General features: G+C 44.8%; 31 protein-coding genes. 23 read left to right on the top strand and 8 right to left on the bottom strand.

What is annotated here, in order from left to right; genetic code table 11:
- Positions 1–54 precede the first annotated feature (54 nt).
- The 6 genes from H0S56_RS12200 to rdgB all read left to right on the top strand — a co-directional run bounded on the left by H0S56_RS12200 (position 55) and on the right by rdgB (position 6,047).
- A complete protein-coding gene (locus H0S56_RS12200) occupies positions 55–738 on the top strand; it encodes a Fe2+-dependent dioxygenase (RefSeq protein ID WP_195725170.1) in 684 nt (227 codons plus the stop codon).
- Between the two features lie 427 nt (positions 739–1,165).
- On the top strand, positions 1,166–2,863 hold the full coding sequence (gene leuA, locus H0S56_RS12205; RefSeq protein WP_005250679.1) for a 2-isopropylmalate synthase: 1,698 nt from the start codon (positions 1,166–1,168) through the stop codon (positions 2,861–2,863).
- Between the two features lie 112 nt (positions 2,864–2,975).
- Positions 2,976–4,136: a homoserine O-succinyltransferase MetX gene (metX, locus tag H0S56_RS12210; protein ID WP_195725171.1), complete on the top strand. Its 1,161-nt coding sequence runs from the start codon at positions 2,976–2,978 to the stop codon at positions 4,134–4,136.
- Positions 4,136–4,729: a methionine biosynthesis protein MetW gene (gene metW / locus H0S56_RS12215; protein ID WP_004278415.1), complete on the top strand. Its 594-nt coding sequence runs from the start codon at positions 4,136–4,138 to the stop codon at positions 4,727–4,729. Before metX ends, metW begins: the two co-directional genes overlap by 1 nt.
- Positions 4,726–5,316 carry a tetratricopeptide repeat protein gene (locus H0S56_RS12220; protein ID WP_004647420.1) on the top strand — a complete coding sequence of 197 codons (591 nt, stop codon included), beginning with the start codon at positions 4,726–4,728 and terminating at the stop codon, positions 5,314–5,316. The genes metW and H0S56_RS12220 overlap by 4 nt, the downstream gene beginning before the upstream one ends.
- 104 nt (positions 5,317–5,420) lie before the next feature.
- Positions 5,421–6,047 carry an RdgB/HAM1 family non-canonical purine NTP pyrophosphatase gene (gene rdgB, locus H0S56_RS12225; protein WP_195725172.1) on the top strand — a complete coding sequence of 209 codons (627 nt, stop codon included), beginning with the start codon at positions 5,421–5,423 and terminating at the stop codon, positions 6,045–6,047.
- Between the two features lie 113 nt (positions 6,048–6,160).
- Here rdgB and H0S56_RS12230 read toward each other — a convergent pair whose 3' ends face one another.
- Complete coding sequence (locus tag H0S56_RS12230; protein WP_195725173.1) at positions 6,161–7,042, bottom strand: AEC family transporter; 882 nt, start codon at positions 7,040–7,042, stop codon at positions 6,161–6,163.
- A 186-nt stretch (positions 7,043–7,228) separates the two neighbouring features.
- On the opposite strand from H0S56_RS12230, the gene tatA reads away from it, so the two are divergent.
- From tatA to H0S56_RS12250, 4 genes are all read left to right on the top strand, one after another.
- Positions 7,229–7,447 carry a Sec-independent protein translocase subunit TatA gene (tatA, locus tag H0S56_RS12235; protein ID WP_004729524.1) on the top strand — a complete coding sequence of 73 codons (219 nt, stop codon included), beginning with the start codon at positions 7,229–7,231 and terminating at the stop codon, positions 7,445–7,447.
- Between the two features lie 9 nt (positions 7,448–7,456).
- Positions 7,457–7,879 carry a Sec-independent protein translocase protein TatB gene (tatB, locus tag H0S56_RS12240; RefSeq protein WP_195725174.1) on the top strand — a complete coding sequence of 141 codons (423 nt, stop codon included), beginning with the start codon at positions 7,457–7,459 and terminating at the stop codon, positions 7,877–7,879.
- On the top strand, positions 7,876–8,652 hold the full coding sequence (tatC, locus tag H0S56_RS12245; protein WP_195725175.1) for a twin-arginine translocase subunit TatC: 777 nt from the start codon (positions 7,876–7,878) through the stop codon (positions 8,650–8,652). Before tatB ends, tatC begins: the two co-directional genes overlap by 4 nt.
- A 197-nt stretch (positions 8,653–8,849) precedes the next feature.
- A complete protein-coding gene (locus tag H0S56_RS12250) occupies positions 8,850–11,102 on the top strand; it encodes a PhoX family protein (protein ID WP_195725176.1) in 2,253 nt (750 codons plus the stop codon).
- 53 nt (positions 11,103–11,155) lie between these two features.
- Here H0S56_RS12250 and H0S56_RS12255 read toward each other — a convergent pair whose 3' ends face one another.
- Complete coding sequence (locus tag H0S56_RS12255; protein WP_195725177.1) at positions 11,156–11,935, bottom strand: NRDE family protein; 780 nt, start codon at positions 11,933–11,935, stop codon at positions 11,156–11,158.
- Between the two features lie 93 nt (positions 11,936–12,028).
- Between H0S56_RS12255 and lgt the strand changes: the two genes are divergently transcribed.
- The 3 genes from lgt to H0S56_RS12270 all read left to right on the top strand — a co-directional run bounded on the left by lgt (position 12,029) and on the right by H0S56_RS12270 (position 13,702).
- Positions 12,029–12,838, top strand: a complete 810-nt coding sequence (gene lgt / locus H0S56_RS12260) for a prolipoprotein diacylglyceryl transferase (protein ID WP_004278424.1) — start codon at positions 12,029–12,031, stop codon at positions 12,836–12,838.
- 92 nt (positions 12,839–12,930) lie between these two features.
- The gene (locus tag H0S56_RS12265; protein ID WP_005250664.1) at positions 12,931–13,323 is read left to right on the top strand and encodes a hypothetical protein; all 393 of its coding nucleotides are present in this window, start codon (positions 12,931–12,933) and stop codon (positions 13,321–13,323) included.
- Positions 13,316–13,702: a hypothetical protein gene (locus H0S56_RS12270; RefSeq protein WP_195725178.1), complete on the top strand. Its 387-nt coding sequence runs from the start codon at positions 13,316–13,318 to the stop codon at positions 13,700–13,702. The genes H0S56_RS12265 and H0S56_RS12270 overlap by 8 nt, the downstream gene beginning before the upstream one ends.
- Before the next feature lie 18 nt (positions 13,703–13,720).
- Here H0S56_RS12270 and H0S56_RS12275 read toward each other — a convergent pair whose 3' ends face one another.
- Entirely contained in the window at positions 13,721–14,236 is a 516-nt protein-coding gene (locus H0S56_RS12275) for a hypothetical protein (protein WP_005107935.1), read from the bottom strand.
- A 418-nt stretch (positions 14,237–14,654) separates the two neighbouring features.
- On the opposite strand from H0S56_RS12275, the gene H0S56_RS14450 reads away from it, so the two are divergent.
- The 7 genes from H0S56_RS14450 (at position 14,655) to msrA (ending at position 19,117) form a co-directional block, all read left to right on the top strand.
- A complete protein-coding gene (locus tag H0S56_RS14450) occupies positions 14,655–14,780 on the top strand; it encodes a lipocalin/fatty acid-binding family protein (protein WP_005245940.1) in 126 nt (41 codons plus the stop codon).
- Between the two features lie 3 nt (positions 14,781–14,783).
- Complete coding sequence (locus H0S56_RS14455; protein WP_005250658.1) at positions 14,784–14,984, top strand: lipocalin family protein; 201 nt, start codon at positions 14,784–14,786, stop codon at positions 14,982–14,984.
- Positions 14,985–15,289: 305 nt separating this feature from the next.
- Positions 15,290–16,132 carry a thymidylate synthase gene (thyA, locus tag H0S56_RS12290; RefSeq protein ID WP_071852253.1) on the top strand — a complete coding sequence of 281 codons (843 nt, stop codon included), beginning with the start codon at positions 15,290–15,292 and terminating at the stop codon, positions 16,130–16,132.
- Positions 16,133–16,332: 200 nt separating this feature from the next.
- Positions 16,333–16,845 carry a dihydrofolate reductase gene (locus H0S56_RS12295; protein WP_195725179.1) on the top strand — a complete coding sequence of 171 codons (513 nt, stop codon included), beginning with the start codon at positions 16,333–16,335 and terminating at the stop codon, positions 16,843–16,845.
- A 23-nt stretch (positions 16,846–16,868) separates the two neighbouring features.
- Positions 16,869–17,918, top strand: coding sequence for an Lnb N-terminal periplasmic domain-containing protein (locus H0S56_RS12300; RefSeq protein ID WP_195725180.1), 1,050 nt, complete (start codon positions 16,869–16,871; stop codon positions 17,916–17,918).
- 102 nt (positions 17,919–18,020) lie between these two features.
- Positions 18,021–18,482 (top strand): META domain-containing protein, encoded by a 462-nt coding sequence (locus tag H0S56_RS12305; RefSeq protein WP_004278432.1) that lies wholly within the window; start codon positions 18,021–18,023, stop codon positions 18,480–18,482.
- Between the two features lie 110 nt (positions 18,483–18,592).
- Positions 18,593–19,117, top strand: coding sequence for a peptide-methionine (S)-S-oxide reductase MsrA (gene msrA, locus H0S56_RS12310; RefSeq protein WP_086044130.1), 525 nt, complete (start codon positions 18,593–18,595; stop codon positions 19,115–19,117).
- 63 nt (positions 19,118–19,180) lie between these two features.
- Here the strand turns inward: msrA and H0S56_RS12315 are convergent, their stop codons facing one another.
- The 5 genes from H0S56_RS12315 to H0S56_RS12335 all read right to left on the bottom strand — a co-directional run bounded on the left by H0S56_RS12315 (position 19,181) and on the right by H0S56_RS12335 (position 22,840).
- Positions 19,181–19,585, bottom strand: coding sequence for an ExbD/TolR family protein (locus tag H0S56_RS12315; protein ID WP_004278434.1), 405 nt, complete (start codon positions 19,583–19,585; stop codon positions 19,181–19,183).
- Entirely contained in the window at positions 19,585–20,208 is a 624-nt protein-coding gene (locus H0S56_RS12320; RefSeq protein WP_195725181.1) for a MotA/TolQ/ExbB proton channel family protein, read from the bottom strand. The genes H0S56_RS12315 and H0S56_RS12320 overlap by 1 nt, the downstream gene beginning before the upstream one ends.
- Positions 20,209–20,233: 25 nt before the next feature.
- A complete protein-coding gene (locus H0S56_RS12325) occupies positions 20,234–21,001 on the bottom strand; it encodes an energy transducer TonB (protein WP_184412669.1) in 768 nt (255 codons plus the stop codon).
- A 192-nt stretch (positions 21,002–21,193) separates the two neighbouring features.
- Positions 21,194–22,060 (bottom strand): formyltetrahydrofolate deformylase, encoded by an 867-nt coding sequence (gene purU, locus H0S56_RS12330; protein ID WP_004278437.1) that lies wholly within the window; start codon positions 22,058–22,060, stop codon positions 21,194–21,196.
- A 48-nt stretch (positions 22,061–22,108) separates the two neighbouring features.
- Positions 22,109–22,840, bottom strand: a complete 732-nt coding sequence (locus H0S56_RS12335; RefSeq protein WP_180082934.1) for a TetR/AcrR family transcriptional regulator — start codon at positions 22,838–22,840, stop codon at positions 22,109–22,111.
- A 115-nt stretch (positions 22,841–22,955) separates the two neighbouring features.
- Between H0S56_RS12335 and H0S56_RS12340 the strand changes: the two genes are divergently transcribed.
- The 3 genes from H0S56_RS12340 to rpmG all read left to right on the top strand — a co-directional run bounded on the left by H0S56_RS12340 (position 22,956) and on the right by rpmG (position 24,974).
- Positions 22,956–24,404: a coniferyl aldehyde dehydrogenase gene (locus tag H0S56_RS12340; RefSeq protein ID WP_004278439.1), complete on the top strand. Its 1,449-nt coding sequence runs from the start codon at positions 22,956–22,958 to the stop codon at positions 24,402–24,404.
- Between the two features lie 165 nt (positions 24,405–24,569).
- Positions 24,570–24,806 carry a 50S ribosomal protein L28 gene (gene rpmB, locus H0S56_RS12345; protein WP_000048256.1) on the top strand — a complete coding sequence of 79 codons (237 nt, stop codon included), beginning with the start codon at positions 24,570–24,572 and terminating at the stop codon, positions 24,804–24,806.
- Between the two features lie 12 nt (positions 24,807–24,818).
- Positions 24,819–24,974: a 50S ribosomal protein L33 gene (gene rpmG / locus H0S56_RS12350; protein ID WP_001205031.1), complete on the top strand. Its 156-nt coding sequence runs from the start codon at positions 24,819–24,821 to the stop codon at positions 24,972–24,974.
- The last annotated feature ends 87 nt before the right edge of the window (positions 24,975–25,061 follow it).

Consider the following 25,061-nt stretch of genomic DNA (forward strand, 5'->3'; position numbering starts at 1 on the left):
GCCTCCTGATGGGGGCTATGTTATTTTTAAAATACGATTATTCAGGGGTTTCCAGTGCTGCATCATATTCCAAATGTACTGAGCAAAGAACAGGTACAATATTTCCGTGAGGAGATGAATAAGATTGAGTGGGTCAACGGCAAGGTTACCGCGGGTACACTCTCTGCCGCCGTGAAACAGAATCAGCAATTGCCTGAAGATCATCCACTTACTCATCATCTCAGCAATATTATTCTAGAATCTCTGGGACAGCATGCTCTGTTTTTATCGGCGGCGATTCCACTGGATATTATTCCCCCGCTTTTTAACCGCTATGAAAATAATGAATCTTTCGGCTTTCATGTCGACAATTCGATTCGTCGTATTCGCGGCAGCAATGAACGTCTCAGAACGGATTTATCCTGTACGGTTTTTTTAAGTGAGCCGGACGAATATGTCGGTGGTGAACTGGTAGTCGAAGACACTTACGGTTATCACGAAGTAAAATTGCCTGCCGGCGATATGATTTTGTATCCATCGACCAGCTTGCATGAAGTCACGCCAATCACTGCCGGTTGTCGAATTGCTTCATTTTTTTGGGTACAAAGCATGATCAGGGATGATGCAGAACGGCATATGCTGTTTAATCTGGATCAGAGTATTCAAAACCTGAGAATGCAGCTGGGTGATCAGCATGCAGAAGTTATGAAACTGACCAACCTGTATCATAATTTAATGCGTAAATGGGCTGAACTTTAAAACATGCCCTGACGTCAATGATCTTTGAAAATAATTGGATTTATTTTTTATTAAAATATACTGCGTTATGGCACTATTGAACGTAATAAATAACGAATTATGTCAAAATAGAGAAAATATAAAATACAATATTTAGAATAAGTGAAAATATTTTTCACCACTTAAACTTTATAAGAAAATCTTTATTACCATACGACTAAAATCCATAAAAATAGCAAAAACTTTTCGGGATAAGTGGATTAAACTTTACATTATAAGTAAGGCATTTAGTGCATTTGGCGAAGCTAAACCATCAATATTTAGACCATATTTCAGGTTTGAACCAGACTGTCACTAAAACCCAATGAATAGACAAAATCTATGCCGCTGACCCACGCACCGCTTTAACCAAGATTACGGTACCCAAGTTAGCATAAGGAGCTCTCTCATGATGTTGGCTGATCCAAGTAAAAAATACCGTCGCATGTATCAACGTGTGGACTTACCAGACCGTCAATGGCCGAACAATGAAATCAACAAAGCGCCAATCTGGATGAGTACTGACCTGCGTGACGGTAACCAAGCGATCTTTGAGCCAATGAACATGGAGCAGAAATTCAAGATGTTCCAGATGCTGGTCAAAATCGGTTTCAAGCATATTGAAATCGGCTTCCCCTCAGCATCGCAAATTGACTTCGATTTCACCCGTAAATTGATTGAAGAAGGTCATATTCCAGATGACGTTTATATCGAGGTATTGGTTCAGGCACGTGATCATTTGATTCAACGTACCTTTGAATCTTTACAAGGCGCAAAACGTGCCATTGTACATATCTATAATTCCAACTCGCCGACATTCCGCAACAAAGTCTTAAATGTTGATGTAGAAGGTGCAAAACAGTTAGCCATTAATGCTGCACAGAAAGTAAAAGAATATGCCGCAAAACAGCCGGAAACTGAATTTGTATTTCAGTACAGCCCGGAATGTTTTACTGCAACCGAATTAGAAGTTGCAAAAGATGTCTGCGATGCCGTCACTGAAATCTGGGAAGCATCACCGACCAATAAAGTCATTTTGAACTTGCCTGCAACCGTAGAAGTTTCAGGACCACACATCTATGCCGATCAAATCGAATGGATGCACCGTAACATTCAGCGTCGTGACGGCGTAATCATTTCAGTTCACTGTCATAATGACCGTGGCTGTGGCATTGCTGCTTCTGAATTGGCAATTATGGCTGGTGCTGACCGGGTCGAAGGTTGTGTATTTGGTAATGGCGAACGTACCGGTAACGTCGACGTGGCTGCGATTGCCTTGAACATGTATACCCAAGGCGTGGCACCGAATTTAGATTTCTCCAACATCAATGAAATCATTGCGACTGTGGAAGAATGTACCGGTTTACCTGTGCACCCGCGTCATCCATATGCCGGTGATTTGGTGTTTACTGCATTCTCGGGTTCGCATCAGGATGCCATCAAAAAAGGTTTCGAGTTCCAGAAGAACGAAGAAATCTGGGATATGCCGTACTTGCCAATCGACCCGAAAGATTTAGGCCGTGACTATGATGCCGTAATTCGTGTCAACTCTCAGTCAGGTAAAGGTGGTATCGCCTACTTGTTAGAATCTAACTACAATGTGATTTTGCCACGTCGTTTACAGATTGAATTCTCTCAGATCGTACAAAAACGTACCGATGAGCAAGGCACTGAAATCAGTGCGACTGAAATCTGGAAGTTGTTCAAAGAAACCTATGTGGATGCTAAAAACGTTCACTATTCTGCGAAAAACTACAAATTGTCGGATGACAATGGCAATCAGGTGATTGAGCTTGATCTTGAAATTGATGGCCAGTCACGTCGTGTTCGTGGTGAAGGCAATGGTCCAATTTCTGCGATTTTGGATGCACTTCAGTTGCCGATTGACGTGGTGAACTATGAAGAGCGCAGCATCAGTTCAGGTGCTCATGCCAAAGCCTTGGCCTTGATCGAACTTCAAGTGAAAGGTACTGGTAAATCTGCCTTTGGTGCCGGGGTACATGACAACATCGTGACCTCTTCTATCGAAGCAATTATTGCCTCGACCAACCGTCTGATTGATCAGGGTGTTTTAAGCACTGATCAGGTGATTGCTGCTGCGGTCTAAACGGCGGTATTAGAATTTGCGATAATTCATAGCACTAAAATGACTTTAGAAGGATACCGGCAAATGGTATCCTTTTATTATTCATACTAAAGATTTAAGGCGAATCCTCCCCGTGTCTTTTCCAGCTGACTCAGTGGGCATTATTGTCCCACAAAAGTTCCAATTTGAAGAGCCGTTAGAGCTTGAATGCGGTCGCATCCTCCCACGTTTTGAACTGATGGTTGAAACTTATGGCGAACTCAATGCCGATAAGTCCAATGCCATTCTGATTTGTCATGCCCTTTCCGGTCATCACCATGCTGCTGGCTATCATCATGAAGATGATAAAAAAGCCGGCTGGTGGGATTCATGTATTGGTCCCGGCAAAGCTATTGATACGTCAAAATTCTTTGTGGTTTCACTGAATAATATTGGTGGCTGTAGCGGCTCTACCGGCCCAACCTCACCCAATCCTGAAAATGATAATCGTCCGTATGGTCCTGATTTTCCACTAGTTACAGTTCGCGACTGGGTCAAAACCCAAGCCCTGCTCTCTGATCGTTTAGGAATTGATACTTGGGATGCCATCATTGGCGGTTCACTGGGTGGCATGCAGGCATTGCAATGGTCAGTGGATTATCCAAACCGTTTAAGAAAATGCGTGATCATTGCCAGCGCTCCAAAGCTTTCTGCACAGAATATTGCTTTTAACGAAGTGGCACGTCAGTCGATTTTGTCAGACCCGGATTTCCATAATGGTCGTTATCTGGAAAATGACAGCTATCCAAAACGTGGCCTGATTTTGGCGCGTATGGTCGGTCATATTACCTACCTGTCCGAAGAAGCCATGAAGCAGAAGTTTGGCCGTGATTTAAAATCAGGCAAATTTATGTATGGTTTCGATGTCGAATTTCAAGTCGAAAGCTATTTACGTTATCAGGGTGAGCAGTTCAGCCGTAACTTTGATGCCAATACCTATCTGATCATGACCAAGGCACTGGATTACTTTGATCCGTCGCGTGAATATGAACAGTCGCTCAAAAAAGCCATGGCCAATACCCAGTGCAAATTCCTGGTGGTGTCATTCACCACTGACTGGCGTTTTACCCCTGCCCGCTCGCAAGAAATCGTGGATGCCTTAATTAGTAACCATAAACCTGTCAGCTATCTGGATATTGATGCGGAACAAGGCCATGACTCCTTCCTGTTCCCGATTCCGCTCTATGTAAAATCTTTGCGTGCATTTCTCGGGGGTGAAGAACACCTGAAAGCAACACCGAAGGAGACCATATAATGCGTATCGATCAACAACTCGCTGAAAAGTGGATTAAGCCCGGTTCTAGCGTACTTGACCTCGGTTGTGGCGATGGTGAACTGCTGGCACAAATGAGTAAAAAGCACGATATTCGTGCATACGGATTAGAAATTGATCAGGAAAAGATTGCAATTGCGGTCAGTCGCGGGTTAAATATCATCCAGCAGGACTTAAACCTCGGCTTAAGCCGCTTTGCTGACCAGTCTTTTGACAATGTGGTCATGGCACAAGCTTTGCAAGCTGTAGATGCGCCTGACGTATTATTACGTGATATGGTGCGTGTGGGGAAACAGGCCATTATTACCTTCCCGAACTTTGCGCACTGGAAGACCCGGTCTTTCTTGGCAATCAAAGGGAGAATGCCGGTTTCTGAAGCCTTGCCGTATATGTGGTATAACACCCCGAATATCCACTTATGTACATTTCGTGATTTTGAAGCACTTTGTGCGGAAAATAACATCAAAATTATTAATCGACTCGCTGTGAACGGGAATCAAGAAGATAGTTTGCTGAGCAAGCATCTCCCTAATCTATTTGGTGAAGTCGCAATTTATCGAGTGAGCGCACTATGAAAAAATTATTATTAAGTACGACGCTACTGGCGGGACTTTTTGGCATGCAAGCCCATGCAGATTATGTTGCACCGAGTCCATCTGTTGCCAGTCAAGCGGCTCAGTATTCCATCATGGATATCAATAGTCTGACCAAAGCGGCGAAAGCCGGTCAGGCTGGTGCACAGTTTTATCTGGCCACCAAATACCAGTATGGTAAAGACATCCAGAAAGATGAACGTCAGGCCTTTGCCTGGTATAAAGCTGCTGCGGATCAAGGTCTGGCAGTTGCCCAGCTGAATGTCGGCCGTATGCTGGCCGATGGCATTGGTACCAGAAAAGATGAAGCGCTGGCGCGTCAGTATTTTGAAAAAGCGGCCAGCCGTGGCGATAACCGTGCCAGCTTTAACCTGGCAATGATGGAAGAGAAAAAGAAAAACTACATGGGTGCGTACCAGTGGTATGAACTTTCTACCCGTGATGGCATGCTCGACAATAAGGTGATTACGCTGTCGGAAGGCAGAAAAACTGCCTTGGCGGCGAATTTAACCCAAGAGCAGATCCGTCAGGCGCGTGATCGTGCCGACAGATGGATTCAGGCACAATAAGCTGAATGGTATAAATAGCACCTTCGGGTGCTTTTTTATTGCCGCAAATTCTTCATCCGTTGCTAAAATAACACCCATTCTTTATCTAATAATGAGTTTTTGACATGGCTGCAACTGACTGGTTATCCCAAGGCACACTGGTATTGGCAAGTAATAACAAAGGTAAAATTGCCGAGTTTGAAAAACTGTTTGCCGAGCTACAACTGCCGGTTGAAGTCGTGGCCCAGGGCAAGTTGAATATCGAAGATGCGATCGAAGATGGTCTAAGCTTTGTAGAAAATGCGATTATTAAGGCTCGCCATGCTTCTAAAATTTCCGGAAAACCTGCTATTGCAGATGATTCAGGCATTTGTGTGCCAGTTCTTGGCGGCGCTCCCGGCATTTACTCGGCTCGTTATTCCGGTGAGCATGGCAACGATGCCGCCAATAATGAAAAACTGCTGGCCGATCTCAAACCCTTACGCCAAGATGGTGAAGTGATTGAGGGCATGTTTGTTTGCGTACTGGCACTGGTTCAACATGCCGAAGATCCCTTACCGCAAGTCTTTCAGGGTATCTGGCACGGGGAAATTATGGAAGCTGCACGTGGTGAAAATGGTTTTGGCTATGACCCCTTGTTCTGGTTACCGGAATTAGGAATTTCCAGTGCAGAAATGAGCAAGGAAGAAAAGAATAAAATCAGTCATCGCGGTCAGGCGATGCAGTTGTTTAAAGCGAGTTTGGCGAAGTAAGTTTTTCATATTTTTTCCCTCTCCCTTTGGGAGAGGGCTGGGGTGAGGGATTTTTAAAATACACCTCCCCCCTTGCGAAACAGCGTTTCTCATCTCCTAAAAGGAGAGGGAATCTATAGTGTAGGCATCAACGCATGCACGATTACCCCATATAAGGCAATCAAGATTGCGCTGGCCAAAGTTCCCGAAGCAATATATTTGGCGGAATGGCCTGTTCCCTGATAATGGGTTTCCAGCGCCACAATATTGGCTGCAGGCGGCAATAAAAAGAACATCAGCATCACTGCATAAGTCAGCGTCTGCTGCGGAATAGGTAAATAATAATAAGCGGCAACACACAGCAAAACCGCAACCAGCCCTCTATAAAAAATCAGTTGCAGACTGCGCATTAAATCGAAGCGGCTGATCCGCACATTGCTCAGCCACATTCCCAGCACACACATGCCGCTAAAAGTGACCAGTACTTTATTGGCCTGATACAGTATCTCTATCCAAGCGACTTGCTGCCACTGACTCAAATCCCAAAATGACAATAAGGCTGCCACTGACAGTGCCACCACTGGTGGTGAGAGCAGTACATTTTTTAAAATATAGCTGCTATCTTGTCTGGCTTCACTGACTGCCATCACCGCACAGACATTGCCAAACAAAGAACCACCGATGTACAGCGCCACCACAGTACTGGTCGCTTGCGGGCCAAAAACTGCCAGTGCAAAAGGAATTCCCAGCCATGCCCCATTTAAATAGCTCAGGCATAAGGCACGCAGTTTATTTTTCAGGGTGAAATAAAATAAGGCAAAGAACACACAGGAACAGAAAAAGCTAAAGGCAATTAACCACAAACTGCCCTCTTGGTAAAATACCATATTGTAGATAATGAGTACCGGAATCAGGATCCGTGCCAGTAAAGCAGCCAAAAAAGGTCGAATCGGTTTTAAAAATTGCACCCCCCAATAACCAATTAGAAAAGACAGGAGGGGAAGAATCAAGGCCATGACAATGCTGCTGAGATTTCCATATCAGGCTGTATGCTAACACAGCATACTTTTCATTGAATTATGAAATTTTTTATATGAGTGATTCATTCCCCTGTTGCCGTGTCGGCAAACTGTCATCAAAGCGTCACCGCGCTGTCATACAAGCCTGCTGAGATAGGTGCATGAAATATAGAGGATAAAATAATGGCAGGATTATCAATTTGGCATGTGCTGATTTTCGCAATTGTGGTGATTTTATTGTTCGGTACATCGAAACTTAAAAATTTGGGTAAAGACGTCGGCGGTGCGATTAAAGACTTTAAAAAATCAGTAAAGGATGAAGAGGCTGAACAGGCCAAGCTTGCAGAGCCACGCACCATTGATGCCCAGGTCAAAACGCCTGAACATTCGGTTAAAAGTTAAGAGTTCGCTATGCTCAATATTGGAATGACCGAGCTGCTGATTTTCGGGATTATTGCGCTTTTGGTTCTTGGGCCAGATAAGCTTCCGGAAGCAGTCCGTTTTGTCGGAACATGGTACGGCAAGATCAAGCGTATGGTGAGCAATGTTCAGAATGATCTTGATCGTGAATTGCGCCTGTCTGAGCTACGTGAACAGATGCAGGCTGAAATGCAGCGGATTCAGGAACTGGAGGCCAAGATGCAGGCACAAGTGGCTGATTTGCAGCAACCGATTGCAGCTGATCAATTAAAAATAAAACCTCAGTCTGCTCAGCCCTTGCTCAGCTATCAGCCGGTGCGACAGCCTATATCCTCCGTGTATTTACCCAAGCCTACAGCAATTCAAACCATGATTTCCGAACAACGCTATACAGAAATGAAGGTGGCCGTATGACATCCTTGCCGACCACACCAGCCTCCAATGATGCTGCAGCGCTGAACCTCGAACAGATGCCGATTACCCAGCATTTGATCATCTTAAGAAAGCATCTGTTTAAAGTGGTTGCTGTCCTGATTGGCCTGTTTTTCTGCTTATTACCCTTTGCCAATCAGACTTACCAATGGTTGTCTGAACCCTTGCGTGCACAGCTACCTGCCAGCTCGACCATGATTGCTACGGATGTCACTGCAACGTTCATGGCACCGTTTAAGCTGAACTTCTTTGTCGCGCTGATGATCGCGATGCCGTTTATCCTGTATCAGCTCTGGACCTTTATTAAGCCTGCGCTGTATGCCAAGGAAAAGAGCCTGGTCGTGCCACTTTTGATCGGCAGTATCGTGCTGTTTTATACCGGTATCAGTTTTGCCTACTTTGTGGCATTGCCCTCGATTCTGCATTTTTTTATCAGTGTTTCGCCGGAAACTGTGGCGCCGATGACTGATATCAACAGTTATCTCAGCTTCTGTTTAAAACTGTTTCTGGTCTTTGGTTTTACCTTTGAAATTCCTATTATTACCCTGGTTCTGATCTTGATTGGCGCAGTTTCGACACAGACTCTGATCGAGAAACGGCGCTTTATTATTGTGGGTTGCTTCTTTGTGGCGATGTTTGTCACCCCTCCGGATGCCCTGTCAATGATCATGCTGGCTGTCCCGATGTGGCTGCTGTTTGAACTGGGTTTACTGGCAGGAAAACTGATTGAGAAACGTCGTTTAAAGACTGAATAACAATAACCAGCCAAAACAAAAAAAATATCGATTTACTCAGGCAGCTCTGGCTGTCTTTTTGTTTTTTAAATTTAAATAAAATACTGATTTATTTAACTTTAATGAAATATTTTCTTAAGATTACTGTCATATCCCAAGCTTAAGGTATTGAAAACTTCTACACCACCAAGCACTTATTTTTTAATTGGGACTTTAAAATGAAAAATGAAGACATGATACCTTGCCAGGATCTGGTTGAAGACAGTAACAATTCAAACAACACGCACTTCCAAACGATTCTGGATCAATATACTAGTCGCCGCAGCTTTATTGCAAAAACTACAAGTGGGGCAATGGCATTAGCATTTGCAGCAACAGTCAGTGGTTGTTCAGATGATGATAATGATTCTGGTACTCCTGACGGTAATCCAACTACACCACCAGACACCACTAGCCCAGATCAACATGCATGGAGTGATCTAAAAGCACGTCCGAATAAATTAGCCTTTGAGCCGGTTCGCAAGAATACCCAAAACTTCTTCAGTGTTCCTGAAGGTTATGAGCTTAAAGTATTGTATGCAGTAGGTGATCCAATCAACCCTGCTTATCCAGAAAAGACCGATACGACCTTAGCTTCTGGTGCTTCTTACCAGTTCCGTTCAGGCGATAACCATGATGGTATGAGCTTCTTCGGTATGCATCCAACCAACAAAAATTATGCTGCCAAAGAATCAACACAAGGTTTACTTGTTCTAAACCACGAATACCTACAACAATCTCAGCTCCATACACCAGAAGGTACAATTACCATCGATGGTGTACGTCCAGAAGATCAGGTACTCCGTGAAGTGAATGCGCATGGTGTTTCTGTTATTGAGATCAGCAAAGATGCAAATACACAAGACGTTAAAATCAACTTAAATTCTAATTTTAACCGTCGTATCACTGCAGCAACCGAGATGGAAATTAATGGGCCAGCGCGTGGTTCTGACTTAGTCAAAACTATTTTCTCACCAGATGGGACGTTAACTCGCGGTACCTTTGCCAATTGTGGTAATGGTTATACGCCATGGGGAACTTACTTAACGGCTGAAGAAAACTGGAGTGGTTATTTCGCTCGTCAAGCCAATGACACCCGCGCTATTGCAAAAGAAGAAATTTCATTATCACGTTATGGTCGTGGTGGTACTGATGCCCGTTCATCTCAATACCGCTGGAATACTCCTGTTGCTGAATTAACCGGTGATAAAGGACTTTATGATCGTTGGGATATTTCAGTTAAAGGCGCAAATGCTTTAGCAGATTATCGTAATGTCATGAATACGTGTGGCTTCATTGTAGAGATTGATCCATTTAACGCGACTACACGTCCAGTTAAACGTACTGCACTGGGTCGTTTTGCACACGAGGACTGCCGATGTAGTAACCCTATTCCGGGTCAGCCATTAGCTTTCTATATGGGTGATGACGCGACCGGCGAATATATCTATAAATTTGTTTCTGAAGCCGTCTGGGATCCAAAAGACGTCAATGGTGGTTATACTGCTGGTGATAAATACATGGATAAAGGGACATTATATGTCGCTAAATTCAATGATGACGGTACAGGTGAATGGCTAGAACTGACTCATGGCAAAAATGGTTTAACTGCTGCCAATGAAATCTATCCGTTTGCAGGCCAAGATGACATCGTCATCAATGCCCGTCTTGCTGCTGACCATGTAGGTGCGACCAAAATGGACCGTCCAGAATGGGTTGCCGTGAATCCTGAAAATGGCGAAGTGTATGTAACCTTAACCAACAACAGCAACCGTGGTCGTGCATATGAAACTGATGCTGCCAACCCACGTAGTTACATCGACTTTAAAGGTTCAAGCGCCAGCAATTCAGGCAATATGAATGGTCATATCATTCGTTTCAGTGAAGCTAAAAATACAGTGACAGCGACAAGTTTTGCTTGGGATATTTTCCTGTTCGGTGCAGAAGCACGTGCTGCTTCTAACATCAACCTGTCAGGTCTGGATGATTTAAATGACTTCTCCAGCCCGGACGGCATGTGGTTCGATCCGCGCGGGATTCTGTGGATTCAGACCGATGATGGTCAGTACACCGATGAAACCAACTGTATGATGCTGGCAGCACTTCCGGGTACTGTGGGTGATGGTGCTAAAGTGATTGCCGCCAGTACCAAGGCAGAAGGACAGGAAACCTTTGTTGGTGCCAAACTCAGTAATGATCGTGTTCGTCGCTTTTTGACTGGTCCATCGGGTTGTGAAATTACCGGCGTGACTATTACCCCGGACTACAAAGCGATCTTTGTCAACGTTCAGCATCCAGGGGGTGCATGGCCAGCCAACCAAAGCGAGCGTTATAGCCGTTTAGGCAAAGTACCTCGCTCTGCGACTGTGGTCATTACCCGTAAAGATGGCGGTGCCATTGCGGGTGAAGCTTTGGAACAAGCGACCGTATAAAAAGCTGTTATTCAAAAATGCCGACATCTGTCGGCATTTTTTATATCCGGTGATTATTTTAGGCTAATTATTTTCTCAATAGTTTGACCTGCGGTTGTACCTTGTTGTGACTTCTCGATCCAGTGCCATTGTCCCTGCTGCATTCTCAAAAAATTTGAGCAGCGGGTGCCATAGGCCGGACTCTGGATAAAAGTCGAAGACAGCAGCTGTTCCATTTCCACGGAGATACCTGTGTCTGGCAGCAGCTCCGGAATCACCTTGCGTTCATCTTCCAGAATATCCCAGACTGCATGACACAAATCTGCTTCTGCGATCTCCTGGTATTGCAGCATCGGTAAAAATTCCTGGGTAAAGCGTTTACGTAAATGGCGGGTCTTGTACCAGTCTTCGCTCATCAGGCCATTCGAAACCACATAGACGCCATGCGCCAGTACTTGTGGTGCTTCACCGCGATTGCTCATATACACCGCCTGATCCTGATCCCCCATAAAAAGATTAAAGCCGGCATAGTCACACTGGCGTTGTTCCAGATCTTGGGCAAATCGGATCGGTGTTAAGTCAGAATCTAAAAAGTTCTGGATGATATGTCCACGTGAAGTCGGATAATGCCCTTTGTCCTGTCCATCACGAAAATTGGTAATCACCGCCCAGCGACCGGAAGCCGTAATCCCCATCCAGGTACCGCCCGACTGTAAATCCTGCCCGGCAATAATCGGACTATTCTCCCATTCATGCAGCTCCTGCGTAGGACGCTGATAGAACTCATCCCGATTTGAAATCAGACATAATGAGCTCTGATCCAGAACCCGCCAAGCCAATGCCACGATACACATAATTTACGCTCTCGATCTTTACACATTGAATGTACAACATTTTTCTTTGCTTTAAGCTAAAATCTGTGCAAAACAGAATCACAAGGAACAGGAATGCTCACCTATCCCAATATTGATCCCGTCGCAATTTCGCTCGGGCCCTTACAAGTCCACTGGTATGGACTGATGTACTTACTGGCATTTTTATTTGCCTGGGGATTGGCGACGTTTCGCGCCAAACAACGTGGCTGGACACCGGATATGGTGTCTGACCTGATCTTCTTCGGTGCACTCGGTGTGATCATCGGTGGCCGTGTCGGTTATGTCTTCTTCTACGGTTTTTCCCAGTTCCTGGCCGATCCTTTATGGCTGTTCCAGATCTGGACCGGCGGTATGAGCTTCCATGGCGGTTTCCTCGGGGTCATTCTGGCCATGTTGTGGTGGTGCAAGAAATATAAGATGACCTGGTTCCAGACCTTAGATTTTATCGCACCTTGCGTACCGACAGGCTTGATGTTTGGCCGAATTGGTAACTTTATTGGCGGCGAACTGTATGGCCGTCAGGTCACCGACCCAAACTTTGCCTGGGGCATGATCTTTCCGACCGATCCGCTGCAACTGGTTCGTCATCCATCTCAACTCTATCAGGCACTATGTGAAGGCCTAATCCTGTTTATTGTACTGTGGTGGTTCAGCTCGAAGCCACGTCCACGTATGGCAGTTTCTGCGCTGTTCCTGATCGGTTATGGCCTGGCACGTTTTGTGGTTGAATTCTTCCGTGAGCCGGACAATGGCCAGCTATTTATTGGCTGGATGAGCAAAGGACAATTCCTGAGCCTGCCAATGATCCTGATTGGCTTGTGGATGATGTGGTATGCCTATCAGAAGAAAATATATGACTGGGGTCCAAACAAAAATAGCTGAAAAAATTGCGTAATTTAGCGGGGCAACAGCCTCGCTTTTTTATAGTCAAAATATGCTAAAGTGCTGATTATCTCTTCTATTCTTTCATCATTATGCTTGAGTTCTGGTTTAATCCGCAGGTATCTGTTCTCAAAAAACTGTTGATCTTTATTGTGATTGCAGCGACAGCTGCAGGCTTGTACTGGATGGAACCACTGCCCTTAGATTCGATTTTGATGTTTGTCGGTACCGGCATCATTTTTCTGATCTGCCGTTACTGCAAAATCCACTTTGCCAGCAAAAACCCGACCGGTTTGCTGTATAGATTACTGACCTGGATTCCAATTGCCTTATTGATTGCTTTAGTTTTTATGAATATGCAACAGGGTGAAATCCTGATTCCGGGTGCACAAGGCATTGCATTTATGGCACTGGCGATTTGCCTGTTTTCTCCACTATCCCTGCTCAATCAGAACAAATCAGATTCGGGTTCACCCCATGCTTGAATTTTGGTATTCGGAACGCTGTAGTCGTCAAATCAAACTCATCGTTGTCATCGCGACCTGTATTTTGATTTATGCAGCATCGACTGTGGCCCAGTTAGATCCGGTATTTGTAGGGGTGAGTTTAGCCATTGGAATTGTCGTGCATTTACTGCACCATTTCCGCCTGAAAATCTCAAAATCCAATCCCTATGCAAATGGCTTTAGCGCCTTGAGCCGGGTGATTCCCATCATTGCCTTAATTACCCTGTTTGGCTATTTACCCGAGCAACATGAACAATGGGCAAAATTTGCTTTGGGTCTGCAATGTCTGTGCTTTGCCGCGATTGGATTATTTATTGTTTCAATCTATGAAAGCCGTGCGAAGCGTTTTGAGGACTGATCACTTCGCAGTATTTTCTTAGAAGTAAGTTTCCAGACGATAGTAACTATAAGTCACGTTTTTATTGCGATAAACCGCATGATCTCGCTGTTTAAAATCTGATACCCAGGCACTACCTGAATAAGCCGCGATATGTCCATATTTATGTCCCTGAGTACGGTCAATAATATAGATATCGCCTTTTTTCGGCCGATCAAAAGAAGCATTAATTTTCTTATAACCCAGCTGCATCAGGGTACTTCCCCAATCTGCCGCTGCGACCGGATGATTCACAATTTTCGCACCAGAAGATTGCAGACCGACACGAATACTGCGCGCACATTTCTGTGTACTGGTATTTCGGGTAATGCCTTGCAGATAACTGGTAAATTTCTCGATATTGATACGATGGCCATTGCTTACGCCTGAAGCGTTACGGACAGTGGCTTTTTGGGATGACTTTTTAGGTCTTTGCTCCGATTGGGAACGCACCATGATATTCGCTTGGACAGGAGCATATACTTCGCTCATGTTTACTTGATGATCATAGATCATGCCTTACCAACCGCTCCTCGCCTGTAATTTAGGCTTTCATATTGTTAACAAGCCGAGAATACTAGTCGTTTAAATGTTATCTTTCACATTAAAAATGTAAATAAATTTGTCTATTTTTCCGGCATTCAAATTAAGCCGTTCTTTCTCATACAGTTACAAAACCCATCATCTTTGCAAAAAAAATGTAAAGCAAAGCCAATTCCAATGCCTTGCAAAGCTTTTTCAGCCTGAAATACGCAAAATGAGTCCTTATCTTTTTCTACTCAAACGTGTGGATTTAATCTGTAGCTCGGCCATTTTCAGATAACATTTCACCACATGATTACATCATTTTGAGCTTTATCGCCTGTATTACACTGATGCGGCATTTTTAAACCTTGAACTAAACTTTAAATATTGAACTAAACAGAGAAGAAAAATGAGTCAGACTTTAAGTACCGTTTCAAATTTTAATTTAGAACAATATTTAAGTACCTGGTATGACATTGCACACTTGCCGATGAAGCGCCAACCTGAAGACAGCACCGATATTTCTGCGGTATAGAGCTTGAATGAAAATGGCAAGGTGGATGAAGCCATTGCTGAGGCGATCATTGTCGATGCAGAACATGCCAAGCTTGAAATCAGATTTTTACCTGAAGGCTTGCATGGGATCCCGTTTACCAAGGGCGATTATTGGGTCTTAAAAATCGATCCGGATTATCAGACGGCACTCGTGGGCGAGCCGAATAAAGAATATTTATGGTGATTACATCGCGACACCAGTCTGGACGAAGCGACTCAACGCGAATATTTAAGTTATGCAGCGCCCTTAGGTTATGATCTGTCTGATCTGATTCATACAGTCCATACGGGCAATAAAACCGCTTAAGCTGCAATCAGAAGACCTCCATCAGGAGGTCTTTTTTATTCTCAATTTGGGCGATGAAAGCTCATCAAAAAATGCTATGATGTGCGCAATTTAAATTGTCCCTTTCGACAGAAAATTGATTATAAAATAATCCATTCTACTGTTAAAACGGCGATTTTCAACAGATTCAAATAGAGAGAACTATGCGCCAATATCTTGACCTTTTACAACATATCCTCGACAACGGCGGCGATAAAGGCGACCGTACCGGTACAGGTACACGTTCGGTATTTGGTCATCAGATGCGCTTTGATCTTTCCCAAGGTTTTCCTTTACTCACCACCAAAAAAGTTCATTTCCGTTCTATCGTGATTGAATTGTTGTGGTTCCTGAAAGGCGATACCAATGTTCAATATTTAAAAGACAATAAAGTCTCGATTTGGGACGAATGGGCGACCGCAGAACAGACTGCGCGTTTTGGCCGTCCTGAAGGCGAACTGGGTCCAGTTTACGGCCACCAATGGCGTAATTTTGGTGCCAGCAAAAATGCAGACAACAGCTATAATCAGGATGGTTTTGACCAGATCAAATGGTTGATCAATGAAATTAAAACCAATCCAAATTCGCGCCGTCTGATTGTATCTGGCTGGAACCCAAATGAAGCGGGTCAGGTCGCCTTACCACCTTGCCATACCCTGTTCCAGTTCTTTGTACATAATGGCAAATTATCTTGTCAGTTGTACCAGCGCAGTGCCGATGTTTTTTTAGGTGTGCCATTTAATATTGCCAGCTATGCTTTATTAACGCATATGATCGCGCAAGTCTGTGATCTGGAGGTTGGTGACTTTGTCTGGACTGGTGGCGATACCCATTTGTACAGCAACCATTTTGAACAGGCACAGTTGCAGCTTAGCCGTGAGCCACTAGACCTTTGTCAATTAAAACTAAATCCTGAGATCAAAGACCTGTTCGATTTCAAATTTGAAGATATCGAAATTGTCGGTTATGAATCTCATCCAGGAATTAAAGCCCCTGTCGCTGTTTAATTTTCTTTATTATAAAGTTCCCTCTCCTCCTAGGAGAGGGCTAGGGAGAGGTCTTTTACCACACGTGAATCGCCAACTCCTTTCAAAATATATTTCCGGCCCTAAAGCGTGAAGGCAATCAATATAAATTGTTAACCTCTCCTTCGTACCAGTAAAAAATTACACGAAGGACTTTGGGCTTGATAAGAAGGATTCAATACATGTCATTTCAAGATTTAGAAGTTGTACACGTCGTTGCCATGGATCAGCAGCGTTGTATCGGCAAGGGCAATGATCTGCCTTGGCATATTTCAGCAGATCTGAAGCACTTCAAGGAAATCACCCAAGGCGGTGTGGTGGTAATGGGTCGCAAGACGCTAGAATCAATGGGACGTACATTACCTAAACGGGTGAACTGGGTGATTACCCGTGATCCAGACTGGGCATTTGCAGGTACCAAAGTCGCTTATAGCATTGAGGATGCACTAAGTCAGGCCGTGACAGATGTGAAGGCTTCAGAAAAACCTGACACCATTTTCATCATTGGTGGTGGTGAAATCTTTAAACAGACCATGGATATCACAGACCGTCTGGAACTAACGCATGTTGAACTGGATGTACAGGGCGATGCCTATTATCCAGCGATTCCGGCAGAATTTGAAAAGGTCGCTGCCGAGCAACATATCGACGACAAAACCGGCATTGCTTTTGAGTTCGCAACCTACAGAAAATAAAACCTATTTCTCATGAAAAAGTGATGATGCAGGGACGCGAATATATCTCCAGGCATTGGAGTCTGTGGTTGCTGGGCAGCCTGTTTACTTTATTCGTCATTCTGTCGAGTTTGTGGTTCAGCCTGTTGCTCTGGGTTCATCTGCCCATCGGCAAAATCGGTAGCTTGATGCTGATTGGACTCTGGCTGACCTTTGCGCTGGTCGTTCTCGGAATTTATTTCACCCGGCATCTGGTCTCCCGCCAAGTTGATAGCGTTCTTTATCTTCTGGCCTTTTTGTTTTGTCTGCTTGGATATTTTAGTCTGGAAGCGCGTCAGGATCGGGAATGGAATCCTGAAGTTGCCCAGCTCTTGCATTATGAGCAGCAAGGCGATCAGGTCACTTTGTACAATATCCGCAACTTTGACTGGCAGGCCGATGGTCGCTATATCGAACGCTGGGAAAGCCGTAGTTTTGACCTGAATCAGATTACTGGCGTGAACATCATTACTTCCTACTGGATGGGGCCTAAAATTGCCCATACCCTGGTCAGCTTCGATTTTGCCAATCAAAAGCCACTCACCTTCTCGATTGAAATCCGCAAGGAAAAGAATGAAGAGTTTTCAGCGATTGGTGGCTTTTTCCGAAAATATGAACTGAGTCTGGTCGCATCGGATGAAAAGGATATTGTCTATACCCGTAGCAATGTCCGTGGTGAACAGGTCTATTTTTTCCCAGTCAAAATGCCGCAAGCTCAGGCTAAAGCGCTATTCAAGGAATATCTGCGTCAGGCCGATGAGCTGGCCCAAAAGCCAAAATGGTACAATACCCTGACCAGTAATTGCACCACACTAGTCTTTGATATGGTTCAGGCGATATCGCAACAACAGCTACCCTCAGATTACCGGTTGCTGGCCTCCGGCTATTTACCGAATTATCTCTATGATCTTAAAGTACTGGAACAGTCTTGGGATATGCACACTTGGTATCAACGGGCACATGTCAATCCACGGGTAGAACGCACCGCTAATCTCTCCAGTCAGGACTATTCACGCCTGATCCGGCAGGGCCTACCAAAACCCGACATGCGATAACTGTGTAGCAAATCCACTTCAATAAAGATACAAAATCAACTGGAACCTTGATCATTTTTTTGTTTATATACAAATAGCTAGTCAATGATCAGAGTATCTCTCATGCTAAAAAAATTAACTGCAATCGCGATTTTAGGCTCGGTTCTAACGGTCATGGGCTGCGAAACTGTGCCCAATACAGCCACGACACAAACCGCGAATCATTTACAACTTTTGCAAAATCGTACTTGGATTGCGACCCAGATTGGTAATACTGAAATCAAGACTGCGCCAACCGCACGCAATGTTCCGAGTCTGCAATTTGATGCCAGTACCCAGCGCGTTTCAGGTTCAGATAGCTGTAACCGGATTATGGGCAGTTACACAGCAGCGAAAGACACGCTGACCCTGAACCAAATGGCCACTACCCGTATGGCCTGTATGAACAACGATCAGCTTGATCAGAAATTTAATGAAGCTTTAGCCAAAGTGACGCATTATCAGGTATTTGGTAAAACCTTAAAATTACTGGATCGCCATGGGAATCTCTTGATCCAGCTGGAAAGTGCTGTTCAGCCACGTTAATACTTCCCTACAAAAAGCCTGTATGGACAGGCTTTTTTATCTTTCATACTGATGAGCTGGAATTTAACCATCAGCCCGATTGAGTTATTTAATTGAATGAGGAATCAACCATGCAACAGGCACTTTTCGGTGGGGGATGCTTTTGGTGTACTGAAGCCGTATTTTTACAGATTCAGGGAGTTCAGCAAGTCGTCAGCGGTTACGCAGGTGGGCACACAACTGAGCCAAACTACGATGATGTCTGCGGAGGTACTACCGGCCATGCTGAAGTCATTCTGATCGATTTCGATGAAAACCAGATTAATTATACCCAGTTGCTCGATGTATTTTTTGGGACCCATGATCCAACCACGCTAAACCGTCAGGGTAATGACGTAGGTACCCAGTATCGTTCTGTGATTTATTATCTGAATGATGAACAGCAGCAACAGGCGCAGCAGGCGATCGATGCTCTGAAAGCCGATGGCATCAATGTGGTGACTGAACTGAGCCCTGCGCCGACTTTCTATCCGGCGGAAGACTATCATCAAAACTTCTTTGCCAAGAACCCGACCCAGGGCTATTGCAATTTTGCCATTCCGCCAAAATTGAATAAATTACGCAGCAAATTTACGACCCTATTAAAAACCCATTAAGATTCATGAAAAATGGGTATAAAAAAAAGCGACTGATTGCAGTCGCTTTTTACTCTCAGAATCTTAGTTATCGGTTGCAAAAGCAATATCGCTGAGTCCGGCTCCACTCGCACGCGACATGACTTGCGCCACCGAGTCATAACGTGATTCTTTATCCGCTTTCAACACAATGGTCGGCTGACGTTCAGCTTGGCCCGCTTCATTAAAACGGGTTTCAAGCTGTTCCAGCGTCAGTACATCGCCATTCCAGGCAATGTCACCTTCGGCATTGATGCTGATCGTGACATTTTCAGGCGGCAGATCGATAATCTCCGCAGTGGTTTGTGGCAAGGTTAATGGAATTGATGGGTTCGCAACGGTCGCTGTCACCAGAAAGATGATCATCAATACCAACATAATGTCGATGAGGGGAATGAGGTTCATCTCATTCATGCCTACATCGTTGTCTTCACCCAGTTGAAAAGCCATTAAGCTTGACCTCCCACGAGACTCTGTTGTGTTACTTTCTCATCAGACTTTTTTGCAGCAGATTCCTGTTGCAGCATGGTATCAATTAACAGACCGTGTGCCTGATCCTGTAACTCGTGTGCCAAGCCACGATTAGCACGGACACAGATGTTATAAGCCAGTACCGCGGGAATTGCGACTGCCAGACCTAAGCCGGTCATAATCAAGGCTTCACCGACTGGGGTTGCCACTTGTGCCAGACCAGCCTGACCACTTTTACCAACAGCAACCAGCGCATGGAAGATGCCCCATACCGTACCGAACAAACCGACAAATGGAGAGATCGATGCGATGGTACCCAGAACTGATACACCTTTTTCGGCATTGGCTTTTTCTGCTGAAATCTGGCGTAACAGCGCCTGTTCTGCCACTGCCTTACGCTGTTCAAAGCCCAAAGGAGCCAGTTTGGTTTTCAGTTGTTCTAATGCTTTAGATAACTGCGCATAGGCAATCTGTTTCAGTTGGCGAGTGCCCATCAAACGCAGCACAAAAATGGTCCATGTCGCAATCGACATTGCCAATAACACGAAATACAGCGTTTTACTGACTGCATCAGCGTGTTGCCAATAAACTGAAAAGTTCATATTCGAACTCCTAATGGGTGAGCCGTTATTTAACCTGAAAATCGAAAGGCTGTTCCACGCGTGTTGGATAAGCCACACCATTTTCAACATATTTGGTGAGTTGTGCACGACGTACCGCGGCTTCTACTTTGCGCGTTACTGCCGGGCTACAACTTGAATTTCGTGCAGTTGCAGAAACCACTTTACCCTGCTCATTCGCTGAAACGTCTACTACCAGTGAACAGGCTGATTTTAATTCACCTGCAGAGAGTGAGACTTTTGGTGAACGCTGCCAGGACACGCCCCCACCAATCAATACACTTTTCGGGGATGGCGGCGCAGCAGGTGCTGGCGGTGCCACAGGCGCAGGTGGCGCGACTGGAGCGGGTGCCGATTTCACTTTAGTTTCAGTGACCACTGTCGGTACAACCGGACTTGGGGTTGGTTTTGCTTCAACTGGCGGTGCTTTAACCACTTTTGGCGCTTCAACCTTTTTCACCTGCTCGATTTTTTCTACTTTTTTCGGTGGTGGTGGCAGTGGTTTATCGAGAATTTTGACTTCTTTTGGCTTAGGCGGCTCTTTTTGTGGCTCGGCCTTCGGCTTTGGCGGTAAAGGTTTTGGCGCTTCCTGGAGTTTTACAAAGCGCACTTTTAAGGGTTGCTTATCAATGGGTGTCAGCTCAGGTGCTTTCATCTGGCTGATCGCATATAACACACCCACATGCCCAACCAGTACAGCCGCCACGATAGAGATGACTTTCTTTTTCATCTGATTCGGCGGTGTAGGCATTTGGGGCGCAGCAACTTGACTCATTAAATCTATTACCTTGAGGAGATGATGTGGAACAAACTATCAAGCTCATCGGTTAGCACAATTAAAGTATGCCAATAATAAATGAGAAGTGTTTTCATTTGCAACCGCTAATCCTACCTTTAACTGACTTTTTTTGCATCAAAACAAAAAAGGCACACTAAAAGTATGCCTTTTTAAAATTCAATGCAAGTCTTATTGGAACACGACAGTCTTGTTGCCATCGACAATAATACGGTCTTCCAAATGCCATTTCACCGCGCGGGCCAATACATTACGTTCCACATCCTGACCCAGTTCACGTAACTGCTCAACGGTAAAGTCATGGTTCACGCGCTCCACATCCTGCTCGATGATCGGACCTTGATCCAGATCAGCAGTCACATAGTGCGCAGTTGCACCAATCAGCTTCACGCCTTTTTCATAGGCCTGCTTGTACGGATTAGCACCTACGAAAGCTGGCAGGAAAGAATGGTGAATGTTGATCACTTTCATTTCCCACTTGCTGACAAATTCTTCATCCAGAATCTGCATATAACGCGCCAGCACCAACAGGTCATTGCCTTGCATCAACTGGTCGATTTCTGCATAAGCTTCAGGTTTGTTGTCTTTGGTCACCGGCACGACTTCGAATGGAATGCCAAAGTTTTCAACTGCTTCGCGTAAAGTCTCGTGATTCGATACCACTTTGGTAATTTCACAAGGCAAACCACCACGCGCATGACGCCATAACAGCTCAAGCAAGGCATGATCGACTTTAGACACCAAAATACCGACTTTTTTCACGTCACTGACCAGAGCCAGACGCCATTGCATGCCATAGCGTTCCGCCACATTCGCTGCAAAAGTCTGGGTAATACTTTCTTTGCGACTTTGAAGATTATCTAATTCAAATTCAACGCGCATGAAGTAACGTCCGCCCTGCGCTGCTGTCGCATATTGGTCAAGCGCAGTAATGTTGGCACCTTGATGATACAAGAAGCTCGAAACAGCCTGCACGATGCCCGGCTTGTCTTCACAAGTAATCAATAAACGTGCGGTGTTAGCAGTCGTCATATTCATGTTGGTTTAAGTCACTAATCAGTTAAATTAAAAAATAAGCCGAGTATTCTAGCGCGTTTCTTGGATATTCTGAATAGTTTGTTCAGATTCAGAATCTTTAGAGGACGACAGGCTGGCAAAAAGTTCCGAAGAGCCCAAACTATTCAATAAACCTTCATAGGTTTGACGACTTTCACCACGTAAATAAGCCCCTTCCAGGAATACCATTTGACGCAGTGCCTGCCAGACCCATTTTTCTTCCAGCGTATTGGAATCGGTCAGATGACCCGACATATACAGGAAGTTGGTCCAGTTGGTCAGCACAATCCACAGGTTAATAATCAGTGCTTCAATTTCTGAATCGGTCATGTCCATCAGGCCTGCATTGACAAAGCCCTTATAGATTTTCTGGCCCTGCTGCATGACCTGCCCGGCAAAGCGTGGATACATCTTGCGAAAATCTTCGTTATTTTCTACCAGATGATAGACATCACGATGCAGGAAACGATAAGCCCATAACTGGCTGCTCAGCACCTGAAAATAATGCACCTTGTCATTGGCATCCAGCGCGCGGTCATCCGGCAGCGCCAGCATTTCTAGCGTCTGGTGCTGGTACTGTTCCATCAATTCTTTAATAATTTCATTTTTATTGCGGAAATGATAATACAGGTTACCCGGGCTCATACCGAGTTCTGCCGCAATATGATTGGTGGTTACCGATCGTTCGCCACGCTCGTTAAACAGCTGCAAACTGAGCTGCAAGATACGCTCTTTAGTTTTTAAGGTTTTGGTTTGGGACATCCTAAAATAACCATTCAGTTCATGCATTAGCAGGCTAACACACAAAGTCACTTGACTAATTAGAGTATTTGCTCTAAAAATTAATTAATCGATTTTTGAATAATGGTAGTGCGGCATGAACAGTCACACAAAAACAACATCAATGACACCACATTTTTTTGATAGCCAATATCTGAATGAAGTCTTGGCGCAACAAAAACACGCTTACTTACACTACCCTCTGCCGACTGCAAAGGAACGTATCGATCGTTTAGCTCGACTTAAGCGTATCTTAGTTAAGTATCAAGATCAATTTGCTGATGCAATTAATCAGGACTATGGTAACCGCTCAATCGGGGAAACCAAGATTGGTGAACTGCTCACCTGTCTGGAACATATCAAATATTACAGCAAAAACCTGACCCGGTGGATGAAACCTTCCAAGCGTCATGTAGGCATTATTCATCAGCCGGCCAAAGCCTGGGTGCAATATCAGCCTTTGGGTGTGGTCGGGATTATCGCACCGTGGAATTATCCGCTGTTGTTGTCGATTGGCCCCCTGATTTGCGCACTGGCGGCTGGCAACCATGCCATGATCAAAATTTCTAGTGCATCTGCTGCTTTTGGTGAAGTTCTGGAAAAAGCCCTGGCTGAAGCCTTCCCTAAAGAATTGGTCGCTGTGGTGAATGGTGGTGGTGTGATTTCAGATGCTTTCTGTCGTTTGCCTTTCGATAAACTGATTTTCACTGGCTCAACTGCAGTCGGTAAAACCGTCATGGCAGCCGCTGCCGAAAATCTGGTTCCGGTGATTCTGGAACTGGGCGGTAAATCGCCGGTACTGGTACATCCATCGATTGATCTGCGTGATGTCGCGCAGCGGATTGCGGTGGGCAAACTCTGGAATGCCGGTCAGACCTGTGTAGCGCCAGACTATATGTTCCTGCCTCTCGGAAAAACTGCCGAGTTCATTGATCACTTTAAAGCCTGTGTCGAAAGCATGTATCCGGATATCACCCATAATCAGGATTACACCTCGATTATTAATGTCAAACAATATAACCGTCTGCAAGGCTATCTGGATGATGCGCGTGAACAGGGTGCGCAAGTCATTGAAATTAATCCGCGTAGTGAAAACTCGGCTGATCTGCGCAAGATTGCACCGACCATCGTGACCAATGTCACCCCGATGATGCAGATCATGCAGCATGAAATCTTTGGCCCACTGTTACCGATCATGGAATATGATCAAATTGACGATGTCATCGACTTTATTAATAGCCGTCCACGTCCACTTGCTTTATACTACTTCGACTTTGATCAGGCGCGTGCCGATTATGTCGCACAGCGTACCCATTCAGGGCATTTCGGGCAAAATACGGTACTGACCCATGTTGCGCAGGACGATCTACCATTTGGGGGTGTCGGTGCATCAGGTATGGGTAAATACCATGGCCCAGAAGGCTTCTTCAGTTTGTCGCATGAACGCTCAGTAATGTCGAATCCAAAGCTGTACAGCTTGAAATACATTCTGCCACCGTTCAATAAACCGATTCACAAGCTGATTTCGAAGACACTTCTCCGCTAAATGATCAAGGCATGAGCTATCGATATAGTTCGTGCCGCGTTTTGACGAAAATCGCTTGTCTTTTAAGCGCATTTTTGATATAAAACGCCCCTTGAATGATTTCAATCCGTTTATTTTTGACTGGCCATACAGATTTGCTGTTGGCTAAATCAATGGAGTTACACCATGTCTAAGGTTTGCCAAGTTACCGGCAAGCGTCCAGTCGTTGGTAACAACGTCTCACACGCCAACAACAAAACTAAGCGCCGGTTCGAGCCGAACCTGCACCACCACCGTTTCTGGTTAGAAAGCGAAAAACGTTTTGTACGTCTTCGTTTAACCACTAAAGGTATGCGTATTATCGACAAATTGGGCATTGAAAAGGTTGTTGCTGACCTACGTGCTCAAGGTCAAAAGATCTAAGGAGTCTGAACCATGCGTGATAAAATTCGCTTAGTTTCTTCAGCTGGTACAGGTTATTTCTATACCACGACTAAGAACAAACGTACTATGCCGGAAAAAATGGAAATCAAAAAATTTGATCCAAAAATCCGTCAACACGTAATCTTCAAAGAAGCTAAAATCAAATAATTTTAGTTTCTTTAAAAAAACGACCTTCGCGGGTCGTTTTTTTTTGCACTTTTTTTATCCGGCTTGATAAACTTTCTGCATGTTTTG

This window comes from Acinetobacter lwoffii (assembly GCF_015602705.1).
In the GTDB taxonomy this organism is placed as follows: Bacteria; Pseudomonadota; Gammaproteobacteria; order Pseudomonadales; family Moraxellaceae; genus Acinetobacter; species Acinetobacter lwoffii_E.

Coding starts and splice junctions, on each gene's coding strand:
- rpmB (WP_000048256.1), top strand. CDS start 24,570: ATGTCTAAGGTTTGCCAAGTTACCGGCAAGCGTCCAGTCGTTGGTAAC.
- H0S56_RS12250 (WP_195725176.1), top strand. CDS start 8,850: ATGAAAAATGAAGACATGATACCTTGCCAGGATCTGGTTGAAGACAGT.
- H0S56_RS12325 (WP_184412669.1), bottom strand. CDS start 21,001: ATGAGTCAAGTTGCTGCGCCCCAAATGCCTACACCGCCGAATCAGATG.
- metW (WP_004278415.1), top strand. CDS start 4,136: ATGCGTATCGATCAACAACTCGCTGAAAAGTGGATTAAGCCCGGTTCT.
- H0S56_RS14450 (WP_005245940.1), top strand. CDS start 14,655: ATGAGTCAGACTTTAAGTACCGTTTCAAATTTTAATTTAGAACAATAT.
- H0S56_RS12270 (WP_195725178.1), top strand. CDS start 13,316: ATGCTTGAATTTTGGTATTCGGAACGCTGTAGTCGTCAAATCAAACTC.
- H0S56_RS12340 (WP_004278439.1), top strand. CDS start 22,956: ATGAACAGTCACACAAAAACAACATCAATGACACCACATTTTTTTGAT.
- tatA (WP_004729524.1), top strand. CDS start 7,229: ATGGCAGGATTATCAATTTGGCATGTGCTGATTTTCGCAATTGTGGTG.
- thyA (WP_071852253.1), top strand. CDS start 15,290: ATGCGCCAATATCTTGACCTTTTACAACATATCCTCGACAACGGCGGC.
- H0S56_RS12220 (WP_004647420.1), top strand. CDS start 4,726: ATGAAAAAATTATTATTAAGTACGACGCTACTGGCGGGACTTTTTGGC.
- H0S56_RS12335 (WP_180082934.1), bottom strand. CDS start 22,840: ATGTCCCAAACCAAAACCTTAAAAACTAAAGAGCGTATCTTGCAGCTC.
- tatB (WP_195725174.1), top strand. CDS start 7,457: ATGCTCAATATTGGAATGACCGAGCTGCTGATTTTCGGGATTATTGCG.
- H0S56_RS12230 (WP_195725173.1), bottom strand. CDS start 7,042: ATGGCCTTGATTCTTCCCCTCCTGTCTTTTCTAATTGGTTATTGGGGG.
- H0S56_RS12275 (WP_005107935.1), bottom strand. CDS start 14,236: ATGATCTATGATCATCAAGTAAACATGAGCGAAGTATATGCTCCTGTC.
- H0S56_RS12320 (WP_195725181.1), bottom strand. CDS start 20,208: ATGAACTTTTCAGTTTATTGGCAACACGCTGATGCAGTCAGTAAAACG.
- rpmG (WP_001205031.1), top strand. CDS start 24,819: ATGCGTGATAAAATTCGCTTAGTTTCTTCAGCTGGTACAGGTTATTTC.
- lgt (WP_004278424.1), top strand. CDS start 12,029: ATGCTCACCTATCCCAATATTGATCCCGTCGCAATTTCGCTCGGGCCC.
- tatC (WP_195725175.1), top strand. CDS start 7,876: ATGACATCCTTGCCGACCACACCAGCCTCCAATGATGCTGCAGCGCTG.
- leuA (WP_005250679.1), top strand. CDS start 1,166: ATGATGTTGGCTGATCCAAGTAAAAAATACCGTCGCATGTATCAACGT.
- H0S56_RS12300 (WP_195725180.1), top strand. CDS start 16,869: ATGATGCAGGGACGCGAATATATCTCCAGGCATTGGAGTCTGTGGTTG.
- H0S56_RS12255 (WP_195725177.1), bottom strand. CDS start 11,935: ATGTGTATCGTGGCATTGGCTTGGCGGGTTCTGGATCAGAGCTCATTA.
- H0S56_RS12295 (WP_195725179.1), top strand. CDS start 16,333: ATGTCATTTCAAGATTTAGAAGTTGTACACGTCGTTGCCATGGATCAG.
- rdgB (WP_195725172.1), top strand. CDS start 5,421: ATGGCTGCAACTGACTGGTTATCCCAAGGCACACTGGTATTGGCAAGT.
- msrA (WP_086044130.1), top strand. CDS start 18,593: ATGCAACAGGCACTTTTCGGTGGGGGATGCTTTTGGTGTACTGAAGCC.
- H0S56_RS12265 (WP_005250664.1), top strand. CDS start 12,931: ATGCTTGAGTTCTGGTTTAATCCGCAGGTATCTGTTCTCAAAAAACTG.
- purU (WP_004278437.1), bottom strand. CDS start 22,060: ATGAATATGACGACTGCTAACACCGCACGTTTATTGATTACTTGTGAA.
- H0S56_RS12315 (WP_004278434.1), bottom strand. CDS start 19,585: ATGGCTTTTCAACTGGGTGAAGACAACGATGTAGGCATGAATGAGATG.
- H0S56_RS12305 (WP_004278432.1), top strand. CDS start 18,021: ATGCTAAAAAAATTAACTGCAATCGCGATTTTAGGCTCGGTTCTAACG.